Origin of the sequence: Luteolibacter arcticus (genome assembly GCF_025950235.1) — a bacterium.
Taxonomy (GTDB): domain Bacteria; phylum Verrucomicrobiota; class Verrucomicrobiia; order Verrucomicrobiales; family Akkermansiaceae; genus Haloferula; species Haloferula arctica.
This window is the reverse complement of sequence record NZ_JAPDDT010000001.1, coordinates 1059613-1077974: the sequence shown is the minus strand read 5'-3', so window position 1 is coordinate 1077974 and position 18362 is coordinate 1059613. Positions and strand designations below refer to the sequence as shown.

Genomic DNA, 18362 nt, shown 5'->3' with positions numbered 1-18362 from the left:
CGGGTCAGTTCCGGGTGATGGTTTCGTCGAGATTGAGGAGGATGCGGGCGACCGTCATCCATGCGGCTTCATCGTCGGTGGAGCCGGCGGGCATCAGTTCGCCGGTCTTGAGCTCGCCCTTCTTCAGCCGTTCAAGCTGGCTGTTGTAGAAGGTGACGAGCATGTCGACTTCGCCGGGCTCTGGCGGACGGATCAGGCAACGCTCGAAGATGTAGGTGGCTTTCTCCGCAGGCGTGGTGGAGAGGGCCGCGACTTTCTTGCCGAGCACTTGGGCGGCTTCGAAGAAAACCTCGTCATTGAGAAGCACCAGCGATTGCAGCGGGGTATTCGCCATCTCGCGGCGGGCGATGCAGGCTTCCCCGGTGGGCGCGTCGAAGGTGATGGAGGAAGCGAAGGGCGCGGAGCGCTTCGCGAAGATGTAGAGGCCGCGGCGATAGCGATCCTCTCCCTGGCTGACGTTCCAAGACATCCCGCCATAGGCGGCCTCCGTCACGCTGTTCGGCTGCGGTGGCCGGATCGGCGGGCCATACATCTTGTTAGACAGCAGGCCGGCGGCGCTGAGCGCGAGGTCGCGGACCATCTCGCCTTCCACGCGGACGCGCGGGCCGCGGGCGAGCAGGCGGTTCTGCGGATCCTTTTCTAACAACTCGGGTGTAACTTTCGAGCTCTGCTTGTAAGTGGCGCTGGTGACGATCTGGCGATGGAGCTTCTTCATCGACCAGCCATTGTCCATGAAGTCCACGGCGAGCCAATCGAGCAGTTCCTGATTGCTCGGCATCTCGCCTTGGAAGCCGAAGTCATCGAGCGTCTTCACGAGTCCGGTGCCGAAGAAGGCCTGCCACTGGCGATTCACGGCGACGCGTGCGGTGAGCGGATGGCTGCGCGAGACCAGCCAGCGGGCGAAGCCGAGGCGGTTCTTCGGCTGCTTCGGATCCATCGGCGGCAGGAAGGCGGGGACGTCCGGCGAGACGGCTTCCGCGGGCTGCGTGAACTCGCCGCGATTGTGACGGAAGGTTTTCCGCGGGTGCTGCGGATCCCGCTCCGCCATCGCGAGGGTGGGCGTGGACGAAAGCGGCTTGAGTAGCTCGCGGATGGGGTTGGTGTGGCTCGTCAGCTCCGGGGCATTCAGGAGGAAGTAGCGGAAGAGAGCCGGGCGCTGGCTGGCGATCTTGCTGACATTGTCACTGGCGAGGACTTCCTCCAACTCCAGCGGCAGGAGTTGGGCCGGTGCTTTCGCGAAATCACTGGTGGTGGCGGCGAGGCGGAATTTCCCGAGGGTGGCGGCGTAGTGCCGGCCCATCCGCAGCTCCACTGTCAGCTCGCGGGCGGCGGGCAAGGGCTCGGCCAGATTGAAGACGGCCTGGCAATCCTCGCCGAAGCGCCCGGCGGGGCCCCAGCCGGTGAGATCATCTTCATCGATGGCGAGCAGCGGATTGCCGCCGCTGCCCGCATTGCTAGCGCTCGCGGTGGCCACCTTCAGCTCGCGACCATCCGCCTTCACGATGATGTCGTAGAGTAGGAAGTCGCCGCTCGGGCCTTCGTAGTAGGTCTTGCCGGGTCCGTAGGCAGGCAGGCGCTTGTCGGTCAGCGCCTCCAACCGGATGGCCGATGCTCCCGCGGGGACATCCTTGAAGGTGAGGACGAAGCGATCGTCCTTCGTGGTATCGCCGGAGACGAAGACGGACTTGTCTTTCTCCAGCGTCAGCACGGGCTCATTCGAGTCCATCTTCACCGGCTCCAGCAGGGTCCATGGCACGGTGGTGGCACGGGTCCGCTCCAACCATGCATCGTAGGCGTCTCTAACAGCTTCCTTGTTGTCGCGCTTGTTGTCGTCGTCCGGTCCGCTCACGGCGAGGCGGACGCGACCGATGGTGTGCGAACTGCCGTGGGCCTGGACCAGCTTCACCATGAAATGCGGCGTGTGGTTGGTGGCGACGGGAGCCTTGAAGGTGAAGGTGGCGTCCTTGTCCGCCTTGAGCGGCGCACCGTCCTTCTGAACGGCCCAACCGGTTTCCAGCTTGCCATCGATCGCCGCGGCGACCGGGTAGCCCGTCTGCTCGACAGCAGCGCTGGCGGTGGCCAGCTCGACGGGTTGCCACTCCGAGCCGGTGGCCCTCGTGCGGGTGAAGACCTGGATCTCGCTGAGGACAAAGTTTCCGTGAGACGTCCGTCCCGGGCCGCCGGAGACGATCCCTGGATCGGCGAGGGCATCGAGCCGGATGCGATCGACCGCGCCGTCCTTCGCATCGAAGAAAAGGGTGTAGGTGTCCTTGTTCGCTCCGGGCCCGGCGAAGAGCGCGGATTGATCCGGCAGGATCTTCGCCGGCTCTCCGGACTCGCTGGTGACGGAGGAAAGTGTGGCTGCGGGCGGCGGGGACGCGGGCCACTTGGACGGTAGCCCTGCGATGAGGTCGGCCACCTGCTGGTCGCGGGCGGCCTGGCGTCCGGCCAGGGTGGGATCGGGGAGTTCATATCGAATCTCCTCCGTATTGTTCATGAAGGCCATCAACTGGAAGTACTCCGTGTGCAGGATGGGGTCGTACTTGTGGGTGTGGCACTGCGCGCAGCCAACCGTCATGCCCAGCCAAGTGGTGCCGGTGGTGGCGACGCGGTCTGTCATCGCGTGGTAGCGGAACTCGAGCGGATCGATGCCGCCCTCTTCGTTGACCATCGTATTCCGGTGGAAGCCGGTGGCGATCACGTCGTCGGGAGTGGCCCCCGGCAGCATGTCACCGGCGAGTTGCCGGATCGTGAACTGATCGAACGGCATGTCGTCATTGAGCGACCGGATGACCCAATCGCGCCACGGCCATATGCTGCGTTCGCGGTCCTTCTCGTAGCCATTCGTATCGGCATACCGCGCAAGGTCCATCCAGCGGCGTGCCCAGCGCTCGCCATAGGCGGGTGAGGCGAGCAATCGATCCACCAGCCGGTCATACGCGCCCGGGGTGGTGTCATTGATGAAGGCGCGGGTCTCTTCCTGCGACGGTGGCAGTCCGGTGAGGTCGAAGGACACGCGGCGGATGAGCTGGTATTGCCCGGCCTCCGGAGAAGGTGTCATGTTCTCCGCTGCGAGGCGCTTCCCGACGAGTTGATCGATCGGATGCTGCGAGTCACCGGCGGGGAGCGGTGCTTTAACCGGTGCCACGAAGGCCCAGTGATCCTTGTATTCCGCACCTTGGGCGATCCACCGGCGGAGCACCTCGCGCTCGCTCTCCGGCATCTCCATCTTGGCGCTCGCGGGCGGCATGATCTCGTCGGGATCGGTGGAGACGAGACGCTTGATGAGTTCGCTCTCGTCGGGCTTGTGCGGGACGATGGCGAGGTGACCGGACTCGCCCTTGCCGATGGCGGAGTCTCGGAGATCGAGACGCAGGCCGCCCTTGCGGGTTCCTTCGTCCGGGCCGTGGCACTTGAAGCAGCGGTTCGAAAGAATGGGCCGGACATCCTTGCTGAAATCCACCGGTGCCGAGTCCTCGGCCCGGAGGCCGGAGGGAAAGGCAAACAGCGGGATCGAGCAGATGGGTAGAAGGGCTTTCAAGATGGCAGGAAAACGGGGTGGCGTGGTCGGCGTCTCGAATACCAAAAGGAGCGCAAATCCCTTTCAACTGCGAGCTTTTCGGAAGGGGCGGGAGGGAGAACTCCCCGAATGGGAGCCGGCGCGAAACGGGCTTCGTGGAGGGTGGGAGGAGGATGGTTTCCTTCGATTCGCGGAGGGCGGGATGGCGAGCAACGGAGAGGAGGATCGACAACGAAATGGGCGAAATTGACGAAAGGAATGTCGCTGGAACCAGCATTTCGCGGAGGTTTGTCAGGCAGGTTTCGGGACGGGTGACGGAGAAATTGGGGTGGCGTGGGAGGGGACGGGGAAGAGGTTGGGAATCCTTTGATTGCCACTGTGTTCCCGTGGTTTTTGAGGGTTTTCCGAGTGGGCTGGTGGGCACCTCCAATTATTCATAGGTAGCGCCCGCAAAGGGATGAGAGCGGGATTTCGGGCGCGGCTTCGCACTGCCACGGAAAAACCGGGAAGGCATGCTAACCTTTTGGAATTTCCCGTATAGGTGAGGGAGACCCATCCATGGCGGACGATCCGGACAAGGACTTTGTGAAGCTGCTGACCGAGCACCAAGGGGTGATCTGTTCGTTTGTGATCTCGCTGCTGCCCGGGGCTCCGGGAACGGACGACGTGATCCAGGAGGTGAACACGCTGCTGTGGGCGAAGCGGGCGCAGTTCGAACTCGGCACGAACTTCCGGGCATGGGCGCTGACGATCGCGCGCTTCCAAGTGATGGCGCACCTGCGCGTGTTGAAGCAGCGACGCTGGGTGACGCTGGATGATGACGTGGCCGGCTTGCTGGCGGACGAAATGGAGGATGAAGCCGAACCGGAATTCACGGAGCGCCGGCTGGAGGCGCTGAGCGCGTGTCTGGGAAAACTGCGGCCGGAAGATCGTGACCTGCTGATGCAGCGCTATTGGCGGAAGAGCCGCTTGCAGGATTTCGCGGTGGATCGCGGGCGTTCGCTGAGCGGCCTGAAGGTGCAGCTTTTCCGGCTGCGCGCGGCATTGAAGCGCTGCATCGAGGACCGGATCGGCGGGGAATGTCTGCCATGAAATCGCGCCTCCCCGATTCCCGGCGATTGGAGCAGGCCTTCCAAGATCTGGAAGACGGCATCATCAGCGCGGACGACCATTGGTGGCTGATGTTGCAATTGCGCGAGGATCCGGAGGCACGCCGGGCCTATCGCGAGCACATGGCATTCGCCACGCTCTTGCACTGGTCCGCCGAGGCGTCGATCCCGGAAGATGGGCAGGACGAAAGTAGCGTGGTGACGTTTCCAAAGCATTCGCGGGAACCGCGACCACGACGGCTTATTTATGTGGCGGCTGCGGCTATGGTCGCGCTGCTGGCAGTGGCCGGGAGCCTGCTGATGCTGCAGACGAAAGAGCAACCGCCTGCCCAAGTCACCGCGGGCGCGAAGACACTGTGGGAGTACACCAATGGCGGCATCGGGCCCGATGGGGAATTCCGGCCGGGCACGCGCCTAGTCGTGAACCGGGGGAGTCTGGAGATCGTGACGCGGAAGCGCACGCGCATCGTCGTGGAAGGGCCGGCGATTCTAGAAATCAGCGATCCGCAGCGGGTGAGCGTTTCGCAAGGCAAGGCGTGGTTTGAGACAAGTGAGCAGGATACGGATTTCATGGTCATGACGGAGCGACTGAGGGCGAGTTGTTCCGCGACTCGTTTCGGTGTGGCGGTCTCGACCGGCAGCGACCGCATTCAGGTGGAGGCCGGCGAAGTACGACTGGAATCGAAGTTGCCGGGAATCTCTCCCACCACGCTCCGCACCGGCGAAGCGGCGATCGCGGATTTGGTCGGTCGATCCAGGCTGGCGCCTGCGGATCCGGGGCTATTCGTGGAGGAACTGCAGCGTGAGCCGGCCTACATCCATTGGAGCTTTGATGAGGAATCTGCCGGTGCCTTTCCGGCAACGGCGCGGGGCATGACTCCCGCTCCATTGCAGGTCCGGGGACTGGACGGGCAGGCGGTGACGCCGCGGCTTACGGAGGGCGCGTTTGGCTCAGGGCTGGATCTAACAGATGGGAACGCATTCGCGGAAAGTGCCTTTGCCGGCATCTCCGGCGGCGGGCCGAGAACGATCGCGGTGTGGGTCAAGGGGGCACCGATTCCACGCCGCTACACTACCAGCAATGTGTACTACACTCCCTCGGTCGTGATGTGGGGGGATGAATCGATCGAGGGGGGCAGTTGGACCCTACGGGCTCACTGCATCTCAGGGATCATCGGCACCCAGTGGGGAGCAAACGGTTTCCTAACAGCAGGCAGGATCGGTAGCCGGCGGGTGCTCGATGGGAAGTGGCATCACATCGCCTGCGTCTTCACCGGGGAAGTCAGCGAGGGCGGCGAGGTGAAGGTCAACCACTACATTGATGGCGAGCGGGTGCCCACCACCTGGGCGACGATGGGCACGGACGTGGACACGCGGGTCGGCAGCGGACCACAGACGCGGTTGCGCGTGGCCTATGATAGCATGATGCCCGGTGGACCGGGGAATGTGCCGGTGATGGTGGATGAACTGTTCATCATGCGCAGTGCGTTGAGCGATGAGCAGGTGAGGATTCTCTATCAGGAGAACCGGTTCGTCGCGGCGGATTGAAGGGAGCCGGCGGAATTTTCCGGGAAATCCTGCTAACCGATCGGTGGTTTCCGCATTCCCTAATGCCGGCGTGCCCAAGCGCTTGGTGCCAACCCATGAAACCCATCAATCCATGATCTCCTCCCGCCTGATTTCCTGTGCCGCCGTATTGCATGCCCTCCCTGCCACGGCAGGCGTATGGGCTCACTACTCATTCGACACCGACTACTCCGACGTCTCCGGCAATGCCCGGCACGGGACGCTGACGGACAATGGAACGGTGGGGAACAGCGGGATCGTGAGCGCAGCGGGGGACTTCAAGTTTGGAAATGGCGCGATGAATTTCCATGCGGACCGCGATTTCATTTCCATCCCGTCGAAGACCTTTAGCTCGGGCATTCCTTACACGGTCACTTTTTGGGCGAGGAAGTCTTCCGGGGATACCGGAGGGGCGAGCCAGTGGGACATGGTCATCGGCCAGCGGGATAATACGAACCACTTCATCGGGTTGAATGATGCGAGCGGCATCGGCATGCGCTGGCGGGGGTCGTCCAATGCTGCCGAGAGGGAAGCCGACTTCGCGGTGGCGAGGGATTATGATTGGCACCATTATGCGGTAGTGGGCTACGGCACCACCATCGCGGTGTACGTCGACGGACAGCCTTTCAGCACCGCCAACGGCAAGCAGACTGGCTTTATCGTGGATACGATTGGAGAGGCTTACACCGCTGCCAACGACTTCGACTTCAATGGCCACATCGACGAAGTCTGGATCTTCGACGAGGCCCTCGGGCCGGCTGAGATCAGCTCTCTTTACTCATCGAATGACCGGGATGCCGGATCGCCGTATGCGGGCTTCCACTACCGTTTCGACGGGAACCTCAATGACAGCGGTTCCGGCAGCTTCCACGGCGCGGCCCAGGGAAACGCCACCATCACCACCGCTCCCGAGGCGGTGGTGGAGGGGAGCGGCGCGCTGGCCCTGGATGGCGCGGATACGTCGCGCGTGACGCTGCCCGCGCCGGGCTACTACACGGCCACCCAGCCATGGTCGGCCACGTGGTGGGCACGCCGCGACGGCATCGGCACGAACAAGGGGATGGTGATGGGCCGCTCGGACAATACCAACGACTTCATCTGGCTCAACGACAGCAATACCGGCCTGCGCTTCCGCTCCTCGACCGGGACGACGCTCGACTTCACCTCACCGAAGGACAGCGAACTTCGCCACTACGCGCTGGTGGCTGACGGGACGGGCAACCTCACGCTCTTCATGGACGGTCAGGTGAGTGAGACCCTGGCGGGCAACACCTCCTTTGCCATCGACAGCATCGGCAAGGCGTATCCGACGACTTCGATGCACTACAACTTCCATGGCACGCTGGATGAAGTGCGGGTAACGCCTGCCGCGCTCTCGGCTTCACAGGTGACGGCGATCTATGACGAGGAGAAGCCAGCCACCACGCCCTCCACGGTGACCAAGGTCCGCATCATCCTGCTCGCCGGACAATCGAATGCCGATGGCCGGGCCATGGTGGCGAGCCTGCCGGCGAACCTTCAATCCCCGCAGTCCGATGTGGACTTCTTTTATCGGGTGGAAGGTGGCTCGGGCAGCTTGACCACGCTGCGCCCGGGCTTGAGCGAGACCTCGCAATTCGGTCCGGAGATCGTGCTGGGACGGCGGCTGGCGGACCTGCACGCGCACGAGGCCGGGACCCGCGTGGCGATCATCAAGTATGCGAACGGCGGAACCGACCTCAAGACGCAGTGGAAGGGAGGCGGAGATGCCACCACCACGAACGATGGCCCGGACTACGTGACCTTTCAACAGACCGTCACCGAAGGACTCGCCGCACTGGCGGCCAAGCATCCGTCCGCCACGCTGGAACTCGACTCGATGGTGTGGATGCAGGGCGAGGGCGATGCCTCCGCGTCCTCGGCCGGGCTCTATCAGGCGAATCTAACAGGTTTCATCGCGGACGTCCGGACGACGTATGGCGCTTCGCTCGCATTTGTGATCGCCCGATTGTCCAGCCAGCAGACCGCGATCAGTGCCACTTGGCTGGATCAGGTGCGGGCGGCCCAGGATGCCGTGGCCGCGGCCGATCCGCGGACGGCGGTCTTTTCCACCGATGATTTTGGCATGAATGGTGATGAGCTGCACTTCAGCGCCAGCGGTCAGCAGGCGATGGGCGGCGCCTTTGCCGAGGAATCTGCCTACTACTCATGGATGATGGAGAAGTTCTCCGCCACGGACATCGATGCCCGGAAGGCGGAACCGGATGCCGATCTGGATGGTGACGGGCAGAGCAACCGGACCGAATTCCTGGGGGTAAGTAATCCCTCCACCGGGAACTCTCGGTTCATGGCCACCTTCATCCGCACCGGTCCCGGCACGGGCACGATTTCCTATGTCTCTTCACCTGCACGACTTTATGCGGTGGAGCACTTTGCCGAGGGGAGCGGACTTTGGGAAATCGCACTGCCTTATACACCCGGGCAGGAAGGAACGACGATCCGCGCGCTGGACGCCACGGCGAGCCGGGGAATTTTCCGGGTGAGTTCGAGGCTGCCGTGAAAGCCTTGTTTGTTTCTGCATGGCCCGGTGCCACGGCCGGGTAAGTTTCTCACGGTGCAGAGCTCTCAATCCGCGGATTCCGAGGGCCGCGCCCAGCCGGGCCTAGCCTTGGCGGAAGCATGGAACGTCGGTCCTCCGTAGTCTCCCAGCGTTTCCTCTTTTCTCTCCTTTCGGGGAGAAATGAGGTATGGCGCAGCTTGAGATTGGGAGTGCGGCGAGGGCGTGGGAGAAACCAGAGAGACGTGAAGGGAGTCATTTCGAGACAGGCGCGGCTGGAATGGGGACGGGCCGGGGAGCGGCGGGCCGCGGTTGCCGGATGGCTGCTGTTCGCGCTGGTCTCGTTGGCGACGGTCGCGCGGGGGGAGCCGATGTCGTTGCGGACGCTGTGGGAGCGCTCGGTGGAAGAGGGAGACGTTCGCATTCCGGCACAGATTTCCGGTGCGGTCCTGGCCGCGGATTCCGTCGGCGGCCGGTTGGCGCTGGAGGATGATTCGGGCGCGACGATTCTGGAGGTCGCGCTTCCGGAGGAGGCGTGGAAACAGATCGAAGTGGGGAAGGGGATCGTGCTGGATTTTCCGCCGAGCCGCTTCGTGCGTCGAGGGTTCAAGATCGATTGCGGGAGCGGTCCGTTGATCGAGATCGACGGCCGTCACCCGCCGCTTGAACGCAGCGGTTCCTTGTTCCTGGCGAAAGGGAAGCATCCGCTGGAGTTGGAGTGGTTCAATGGTCGCGCGGCGTCGATCTTGCAGCTCGCGCTGGAGGGTCCGGGATTCCGTCATGAGATCATTCCCGGAACGTGGCTGTGGCATGAGGAGGGGAAGGCACAGGGATTGAGCTACGAGCGTTTCCCAGTGAAGGAGATCAGCTCGCTCGATGATGTGCCGGCGAGCGGCGCTGGCGATGCGACAGGCGTGGTTTCGCAAATCGATGCGACGCCGGTGGGACGCATGGAGGATGTGGCGTTGCGGTTCTCCGGACAGATCGAAGTGCCGACGGAGGGTAACTACACGTTTCGTCTGCGATGCGACGATGGGGCGCGGTTGAAGATTGGCGGCACCCGGCCGGCATGGCGGATCCTGCCGGAGCGGCCGCCGGTGGCGACCTCGTCGTGGCGGCAGATCGCGGGCAGCATTACCTACGCGGCGCTGGAGGGACAGCAACTTCGCCTGGAGGTGGCCACCGATCAGAAGCGCTCCGAGGTAACGGTGCTGAATCCCGCCGGGCTCGATGTGTGGAAGCTGGTCGGCCGGCGCATCACCGCCTCCGGCGTGGCTTATGAGGGTGGATTGTGCGTGCTGGCTGCGGAGCAAGTCCACTTCGAGGCGCCCTGGACGGATCCAGCCCGGCAACTGACGTGGGCCGGGCAGGTCCGCGAATTGCAGCCGGAGGAGGCGGGGAAATTGCAGCGGGTGCTACTCCAAGGGGTGGTGACGATGGCGAACTACCGCTCGATTGTCCTGCAGGATGAAAGTGGCGGCATCTTCGTCCTCACGGAAGACGCGCCGCCAACCCCCTTGCCGGAGTTGGGCGAGCGATGGATCGTGGAAGGGATCACCGCGCCCGGCGATTTCTCACCAATCGTGGTGGCGGAGCGGTGCCGCTTCCAAGGTCCCGGCGCGCTGCCGCCGCCGCGGCGACCGAATTGGGAAGAACTTCTCAACGGCAGCCTTGATGCCGAGTTGGTGGAGATCGAGGCAATCGTGATCTCGCACGAGGCGGAGCGGGTCGAGCTGTTGACGCGCGACGGCACCGCGGTGCTGCAATCGAATCAATTCTACCCGTTGCCGGTGGAGTTGCTGCGTGTGCCGGCAAACAGTCTGGTGGGAGCGCGGCTCAAGTTTCGCGGGGTGTTTGCCACCAGTTGGAGCCGCCAGCTCAAGCGGCTGAGTCCCGGGGTCTTCTCGCTGGGCAATGCCAGCCTTTCGGTGATCGAACTGGCTCCTGCCGATCCCCGCGAAGTGCCGATGGTGACGGTGCCGGACTTGTGGCGCTTCACCTCGAAGTCCACCGCGCTGAACCGTGTGCGATGGCGTGGCCAGATGATGGCGCGCAATGACGACACCTTGCTCGTCTCGGATGGCACGTACTCTTTGCGGATCGTGAGCGACTCCGCCCAAGGCACCGTGCCCGGCGACCAGGTGGAGGTCGTGGGCTTCGCCCGCACTGGCCCGATCTCGCCGGTGATCGTGCAGCCGGTGGTGCGGGTGCTGGCTCATGAGGCACTGCCCGAGCCACGCATGCCGGAGCCGTCGAAGCTGCCGGACCTCGCGCAGGATGGGTTCTTCATAAGAATGGATGGCCGCGTGATCAGCGACACGATCCAGAGTGGTGAGCGGAGGCTTGAGCTGGAGTCGGGAGAGCTGCGCTACTTTGCGGTGGGGCCCTCCGCTTCTGCCAGTGACGCGACCTTTCTTCGCGACTCGGTGGTGCGGGTGGACGGCGTTTACTTCGCGGCGACTTCCGCTCCTCTTGCGATGGGCCCCGGGGATTTCGAGATTCGCACGGCGGGTGATCAGGCGCTGCAGCTCGTCTCGCGTCCCTCGTGGTGGAGCACGCGCCGCCTGCTGCTGTTGGTGGCGGTGCTCTTGGGCGGGCTGTCGCTGGTGCTGGCATGGGCGGCGATTCTCCAGCGATTGGTGCGACGCCGGACCTCTCAGCTCACCATGGAGATCGCCAAGAAGGAACACGCGGAATCCGAGCGGGCGCTCGAGATCGAACGGGCGCGGGTCGCCCGTGACTTGCACGATGAGCTGGGCGCTGGTCTCACGGAGATCGGCCTGCTCGGCTCTCTGATCGGGAATCCCGCCATTCCCGCGACGACGAAGTCGAATTATTTGGGGACGCTTGGCGATGTCTCGCGGTCGCTTGTTTCCGCGCTTGATGAGATCGTGTGGGCGATCAATCCAGACTACGACTCGGTCGATGACCTTGCCGGTTACCTCTGGCTTCATGCACAGCGCCTGCTGAAGCCGGCAGGCATCCGTTGCGACCCCGTGAAGCCGGTGGACATTCCCAGCCGGAGCCTCGGCTCGCGCTCGCGGCACTCACTGTTGCTGGCGTTCAAGGAAGCACTCAACAACGTGATCAAGCACTCCGGTGCGGACCGCGTGGACCTCGGCGTCCGCGTGGAGAAGGACAACCTCGTCGTCAGCATCGCGGACAATGGCAGCGGTATTCTTGCCGCGGACCCGCCGCAGCCCGGCAGCCAGGGCATCACCGGGATGCACGAGCGAATGCACGACCTTGGCGGCGAATGCGACATTGCCACCCGTCCCGATGGTGGCACCGTGGTAAGCCTCACGCTCCCCTTGAGATCCTCATGAACGAAGCCCAATCCCCAACCTCGAAAACTCCGGTCGCAGTGGTGGAAGACAGCCACACTACGCGCGATGCCCTGAAGACGATCATCGAGCTGGAGCCGGATCTCGAGTGCGTGGTGACGTGCTCGACCGGCGAGGAGGCGCTCAAGATCCTGCCGAAACTCTCGCCGGCGATCGTGCTGATGGACATCCAGCTTCCCGGCATGTCTGGAATCGATTGCGTGCGACGTCTCCGCGAGACGATGCCTGACGTGCTGATCGTGATGGTGACGGTCTACGAGGACCCGGTGCGGATTTTCAGTGCGCTGCGAGCCGGTGCCAATGGCTACCTGCTGAAGCGCTCGACGCCGGATGAAATGATCTCCGCCATTCGTGAGGTGCGGCGCGGCGGCGGGGCGATGAGCGGCGGGGTGGCGATGAAGGTGATCCAGTACTTCAGCGAGCAGCAACAGCAGAGCCAGGAGCTGGGGTCCCTCTCACGCCGTGAGTCGGAGGTGCTGGAACTGCTATCCTGCGGGATGGGCAACAAGGACATCGCGAACCGGCTGGGCGTCTCCGTGGAAGCGGTGCGCTGGCACTTGAGGAGTATCTATACCAAGCTGCACGTGCACAATCGCACCGAGGCAGCGATGAAGTTCAAGGGGCTGCAGTGAGGGGAGTCTCGTAGCGGATGCTCCCGGCGGAGGCGGGTCCGCATCGTGGGGACGGATGCGCTCTCGGGGTGAATCCGCCGTCCTCAGCAGAAACGACGAGGTCGCTCCGCTACGAAGCTAGCCATCCAGGAGGCCGCGCTTTTCTCTCCGGTTGGAGAGGTAGGCAGAACGCGTTGGCGAGATACTGTCGGGATTGGTCGGGGACCAAATGCCGGCCGTATCGAGGAATGAATTTTCGTATCAATTCGTGGAAGCCGGCTCAGGCCTTGATTCTGGCGCTCGCTGCCCTGCTGGGCCAAGCGGGCGCGGGGCGAGCCGAGGGGCCGGACATCGTCAACATCATCAATTTCATCCGCGGGGTGGAACCTCGCAGCCACGTCGATCTGGTGGAGCCGGTGGAGCGGCAGATCAAGTTGGCGCGCCAGCACCGTTTGCCAACGACCTGGCTGATCCAGTATGACGCGCTGATCCGCCCGGACATCATCGAACTGCTGAAGCGCGAGATTGGCCCGGACGACGAGATCGGCGCGTGGATCGAGGTGGTGCAACCGCAGGTGGAGGCCGCGGGCATCAAGTGGCGCGGCCGCTTCCCATGGGACTGGCATGTGAATGTCGGCTTCACCCATGGCTATCCGGTTGAGGAGCGGAAGAAGCTGATGGATGTCTACATGGCGAAATTCAAGGAGGTCTTCGGCAAGCATCCGAAGTCCGCGGGCTGCTGGATCATCGATGCGCCGACGCTGAACTACCTGCACGATCAATACGGGGTTTCTGCGGCGTGCAATTGCAAGGACCAGAGCGGCACGGACGGCTACACGCTGTGGGGCGGCTACTGGAACCAGGCCTACTACCCGAGCCGACTGAATGCCTTCATGCCCGCGCAGACGGCGGAGCGTCAGCTGAATGTGCCGGTCTTCCGGATGCTGGGCAGCGATCCGGTGCATCAGTATGACCAAGGCATCGGCAGCTCGTGGCAGGGAGTGGTCACTTTGGAGCCGGTCTATCGTCCCGGTGGCGGCGATCCGAAGTGGATTGATTGGTTTTTCGACACGAACTTCAATCGCCCGAACCTCGCCTTCTCCTACATGCAGGCGGGGCAGGAGAATTCCTTCGGCTGGCCCGCGATGTCGGTCGGACTGACGTATCAGTATGCCAAGCTGGCGGCGCTACGGGACCAAAGGAAGATCCGCGTGGAGACACTGGGCGAGTCGGGGAAATGGTTCCGCGATACCTTCAAGACCACCCCTGCGAGCGCGGTGGTGGCGCTGGAAGACTCGAAGGGCGACGCGAACCGCAGCATTTGGTATGAGAGCCGGTTCTACCGCGTGAACCTCTGCTGGGAAGGCGATCAATGGCGAATCCGCGACCTTCACGTCTTCAATCAGGACTACGCCGAGCGATATCTGGAGAAGCACGAGACGACTGCGGTGGCGACCTACGACACGCTGCCGGTGATGGATGGCTTCCACTGGAGCAAGCCCGGTGACATCGCTGGTATCCGCGGCGTCGTCCACGCCTCCGGTGGCTCACAACCGCTGCGGACCAAGGGCGAGCCAAAGGTGCAGGATGCCGGCGCGGATTCACTGGTGGTTTCCTGCGAACTCGCCGCCGGGGGGGCGCTGCGGTTCCGCTGTGATCCGACGAAGCTTGCCGTCGAACTCACCGGCACCTCCGCGCCCGACGATTGGGGACTTGAGATGACGTGGGCGAAGGACGAGCAGCCTCCGGTGGTCAACGTCACCAGGCACGCGATCGGCTACCGGCATGAAGGCTTCGGCTATGCCCTGTCCTGCGGGGCGAGCGAGGTGTCGCGCGTGAACAGCGAGAACAAGATCCGGATCGAGGAGGCCCGCGGCTCGGTGACCTTCAGCTTCGATTCCGACGAGTCGTCCTCTTCCAACGATGAGCCGGGCAAGCCGCCACAGTCACCCGCTTCGGGTGATTCACCGGGCGCTCTTACCGTGCCGGAAACCCCTGCGCCACCCACCACGCCAGCGCAGGACTCTTGAGACTCTCTTTCCCCTAACAAGACCCAAAACCCCATGAACTCAAAACTAACAACCCTCCTCGCATTGGCGGCCTCTGCCTCAGTGGCGAATGCCGACATCCTGATCCAGGAGCTGTTCGACAACATCTCCTCCGGGAATGCCTCGCTCAACGTGGCCGCCGGCACCGCGACGTCCGTCGGCCTCACCGGCAATTGGGCCACCAACGGCAGCACCAACATCAACACCGCGAACAATTTCAACGTCAACGGTTCGCTGCCGGGGCTGGCGCCCGACGGCGGTGCGCTGGGCGGGGTGTGGAACGGCACCGGCAGCTATAGCACCAGCATCTATGCGACCCGGCAACTGGCGACACCGGTCAACTTTGCCGCGGAGCGCACGATCTTTTTCAGCGTCCGCCTGAACAATCCGGGGGACACTGCCATGGGTGTAGGACTGGCTTCGGGAAGCGCGACTTCCAGCTCGTTCGTAGGCGCCGGGTTCAGTTGGAACAATGCGGTTGCCATCGGCCAGACCCTGAATCAGGCGGGCAACTCGCCCTACATCAGCCATGGAGCGCTGGATCAGCAGAGCGGCGCTTACGGAATCCGCGCCTACGAAAGCGGGAACCCGGTCAATGCCCACGGCCTGCTGGTCGGGCGAATCAAGATCCACGCTACCGATCCCGATGAGATTCACATCAAGCGCTACGCGCCGAACCAGACGATCGACAACAACCTGACCGCGATCGTGTGGAGTGCCAGCAGCACGGTGAGTTCGTCGATGAGTGCGACCCACCTGCTGTTGTGGATGAATGGACAGGGCTCCGGAGAATTGGATGCGATCCGCTTCGGCGATACATGGACGGATGTGACCGGCGTGACGCTGGCTTCGATGGAGCAGCCGGCCATGTCTTCCGCCGCGGTGGCGAGCATCACCGCCAGCGGGGCTCAGGCGAGCGCGAATCTTTTCGTTACCCCGTCTGACGTCACCCTCTACTGGGACAGCGCCGATAGGGGCACGGATGCCGGGAGTTGGACCTTTTCTAACCTTCTCGGCACACAGGCGGTAGGACCCGTGACCGGCTCGATCACAAGCTTGGCACCGGACACCCGATACTACTACCGCTTCCGCGCGGTGAACACCGCAGCCGATCCGGATCTGGAAGGCTGGAGCGAGGAGAATCGCTCGTTCGTCACGCCGCCCACCGGCTTGTCCGTGGCGGACCTCGAAGCCGTTGCCAGCGCTGCCTATGAGGTGGATCTCTTCTGGAGCGATACCTTCGCCACCGAGACTGGCTTCACCATCCAGCGTTCGCCGGCGGGCGCCAATACCTGGGCAACGGTGGCAACAGTACCGGCGAATGCCACCCACCACTTGGACAGCCTGTCCGGACTCGTGGAGAACACCTCCTACGACTACCGGGTGATTGTCGTGAACGGATCCGGGACATCCGATCCCTCGAATGTCTCGACCACCACCACCCTGGGGATCTTGCCGCTAGAGACGAAGCTGCTGATCAACTTCGACGGCACGCTGGAGGGAACCACCTATACCTTGGGCGAGGATGAAGTGGACGCGACCGGCAGCTTCAAGGCCAATGGCGCACCGATCGTGAGCAGCGGCATCGCGACGCTCAATCCGGGAGCCGAGAATGGTCTCGACGGATTCGACATCAATCCGACCTCGCTCGGCGATCTGAGAGCGAAGAACTGGGTGGCGGAGGCCGTGGTGACCTACACCTCCTCTAACAGCATCACGACCAGTCCCTACCTGATCGACGTGCAGGGCGACACGAATTTCCGGCTGCGGAGCGAGACGGATCCGAACGTGCTCCAGTTGTTCTACTACAATGGCACCACGGCGCAGCGGAGCTTCAGCGCCCTGCCGCCCAATGGAGTGAAGGTCCACCTTGCGCTGGTGTGGGATGCCATCGCCTCGCGGCTGACCGGTTACGTGAATGGCGTTTCCGTTGGCTCGCTGAGTTCGGGGCCGTTCGCCCGCCCTGACCAAACGACCCTGAGCTTCGGCTACTTCGGTCGCACGAACTTCGAAGGCAAGGGCATCGATGGCACTCTGGATGCGGTGGCATTCCAGACCGGCACGGCCACGTTCAATCCGGAGACGGGCTTCGTGATCCTGCCGGAGACACAGAACTTCGCGGCTTGGATCGGTGGCTATGAAGTCGGCGAATTGGATGGCTTTGAAGAAGACGCGGATGGCGATGGCTTGAACAATGGACTCGAAGCCTTCCTCGGCACCGACCCGAGTGTCGCCACTCCCGCGGCGCTGACCCAAGTATCCACCAACGGCACCGTGACCACGTTCACGCACCCACAAGCCACCACGGCACTCAGTGATGTGACCGGCTCCTATGAGTGGTCGCAGGACCTCACCACCTGGTATGCAGGCGATGGCGTGGAAGGACCCGGAGGCGGACTCACGGTCAACATCCCGACGGTCTCGCCAGTGGAAGGTATCGCCACGGTGACGGCCACGGCAAGCCAGCCGATGGACAAGGTTTTCTTCCGCCTGAAAGCGGGACAGAGCCTGCCCGAATGAGCCGCAACGAATCCCCCAGTCCCAACCAGAGCACGAACATGAATTTCAAAACCTCCCGAGTCCTTCGCGTGGCGGCGTCCGCCGTCTTCCTCGCTGCGGCGACGGAAAGCCACGCCACGATCATCGTCCAAGAGTTGTTCGACAACGCCGGTGGCGGTGGTGACCAAACCTTGAATGGCCAGGGCAGCAACGCCTCGACGGTCGGCCTCAGCGGAAACTGGCTGACGAACGGCAGCACCGGCATCTACACCGCCTCCAACTTCGACGGCGGGACTTTGGCCGTTCCAGCGCTGCCCGGGCTCCCCGCTAACCAAGGCGCGCTCGGCGGCGTTTGGAACAACACCGGAAGTTGGAACACCACGATCTACGCGACGCGGCCGCTCGCCGGGACCATCGACTTCGGCGTGGATCAGGTGCTCTACTTCAGCGTGCGGCTGGACAATCCCCTCGATACCGCGATGGGGATCGGCCTGGCCTCGGGCACGGCGGCTTCCACTTCGACGGCATTCGTGGGCGCTGGCTTGAGCTGGAATAATGCGACCTCCATCGGCGGCACTTTCAACGATGCTCGAAATGCCTCGTTCATTTCGTACGGGACGTTGGGCGCGGATAATGGCCCGTATAGCATCCGCGCGCATGAGGCGCCAAACAGCGTGAATGGCGCGGCATTGATCGTGGGGCGGATCATGATCAGTTCGACGGTGGCGGATACAATCGACATTAAGCGCTATGGCCCCGGCACGACCATCGACCTGAACCCCGGGCTGGTGAGCTGGACGGCCTCGGACAGCTACAATACCTCGATGGTGGCGGATAATCTGCTGCTCTGGCTGAACGGAGGAAGTGCCGGCGGCGGTCAGGTGGACGCCATCCGCATCGGCACGACTTGGGCGGATGTTACCGGTGTTCCGGAACCGGGGGCCGCCGTGTTTGCCGCCTTCGTGGTGGGTGCGTGGTTCATCCGGCGCCGTCGGTGACGATTTGGTCCGCCATCAGAAATGCGAGTGCTTTCCCGGGTAATTCGAGTTTATTGACCACAGAGCGTAGAGGGTAAAAGAAGATCTTTGCGTCTCTGTGGTCCTCCTGCCTGAGGGAATCGACACGACCC

Annotated in this window: 9 protein-coding genes; 8 read left to right on the top strand and 1 reads right to left on the bottom strand. The window is 63.3% G+C overall.

All coding sequences use genetic code 11. From position 1 onward, the window contains the following. Positions 1-4 precede the first annotated feature (4 nt). A complete protein-coding gene (locus OKA05_RS04435; RefSeq protein WP_264485897.1) occupies positions 5-3541 on the bottom strand; it encodes a PSD1 and planctomycete cytochrome C domain-containing protein in 3537 nt (1178 codons plus the stop codon). Between the two features lie 537 nt (positions 3542-4078). On the opposite strand from OKA05_RS04435, the gene OKA05_RS04430 reads away from it, so the two are divergent. The 8 genes from OKA05_RS04430 to OKA05_RS04395 all read left to right on the top strand — a co-directional run bounded on the left by OKA05_RS04430 (position 4079) and on the right by OKA05_RS04395 (position 18231). Continuing rightward, positions 4079-4612: a sigma-70 family RNA polymerase sigma factor gene (locus tag OKA05_RS04430; RefSeq protein WP_264485896.1), complete on the top strand. Its 534-nt coding sequence runs from the start codon at positions 4079-4081 to the stop codon at positions 4610-4612. Continuing rightward, positions 4609-6177 carry a LamG-like jellyroll fold domain-containing protein gene (locus OKA05_RS04425; protein WP_264485895.1) on the top strand — a complete coding sequence of 523 codons (1569 nt, stop codon included), beginning with the start codon at positions 4609-4611 and terminating at the stop codon, positions 6175-6177. Before OKA05_RS04430 ends, OKA05_RS04425 begins: the two co-directional genes overlap by 4 nt. A 112-nt stretch (positions 6178-6289) precedes the next feature. After that, positions 6290-8734, top strand: coding sequence for a LamG-like jellyroll fold domain-containing protein (locus tag OKA05_RS04420; RefSeq protein ID WP_264485894.1), 2445 nt, complete (start codon positions 6290-6292; stop codon positions 8732-8734). A 242-nt stretch (positions 8735-8976) separates the two neighbouring features. Further along, a complete protein-coding gene (locus OKA05_RS04415; RefSeq protein WP_264485893.1) occupies positions 8977-12057 on the top strand; it encodes an ATP-binding protein in 3081 nt (1026 codons plus the stop codon). Then, positions 12054-12707, top strand: coding sequence for a response regulator transcription factor (locus OKA05_RS04410; RefSeq protein WP_264485892.1), 654 nt, complete (start codon positions 12054-12056; stop codon positions 12705-12707). Before OKA05_RS04415 ends, OKA05_RS04410 begins: the two co-directional genes overlap by 4 nt. 227 nt (positions 12708-12934) lie before the next feature. Next, the gene (locus OKA05_RS04405; RefSeq protein WP_264485891.1) at positions 12935-14716 is read left to right on the top strand and encodes a hypothetical protein; all 1782 of its coding nucleotides are present in this window, start codon (positions 12935-12937) and stop codon (positions 14714-14716) included. Positions 14717-14749: 33 nt separating this feature from the next. Next, positions 14750-17254 (top strand): fibronectin type III domain-containing protein, encoded by a 2505-nt coding sequence (locus OKA05_RS04400; protein WP_264485890.1) that lies wholly within the window; start codon positions 14750-14752, stop codon positions 17252-17254. Positions 17255-17292: 38 nt separating this feature from the next. After that, positions 17293-18231 carry a hypothetical protein gene (locus OKA05_RS04395; protein WP_264485889.1) on the top strand — a complete coding sequence of 313 codons (939 nt, stop codon included), beginning with the start codon at positions 17293-17295 and terminating at the stop codon, positions 18229-18231. Positions 18232-18362: the final 131 nt, after the last annotated feature.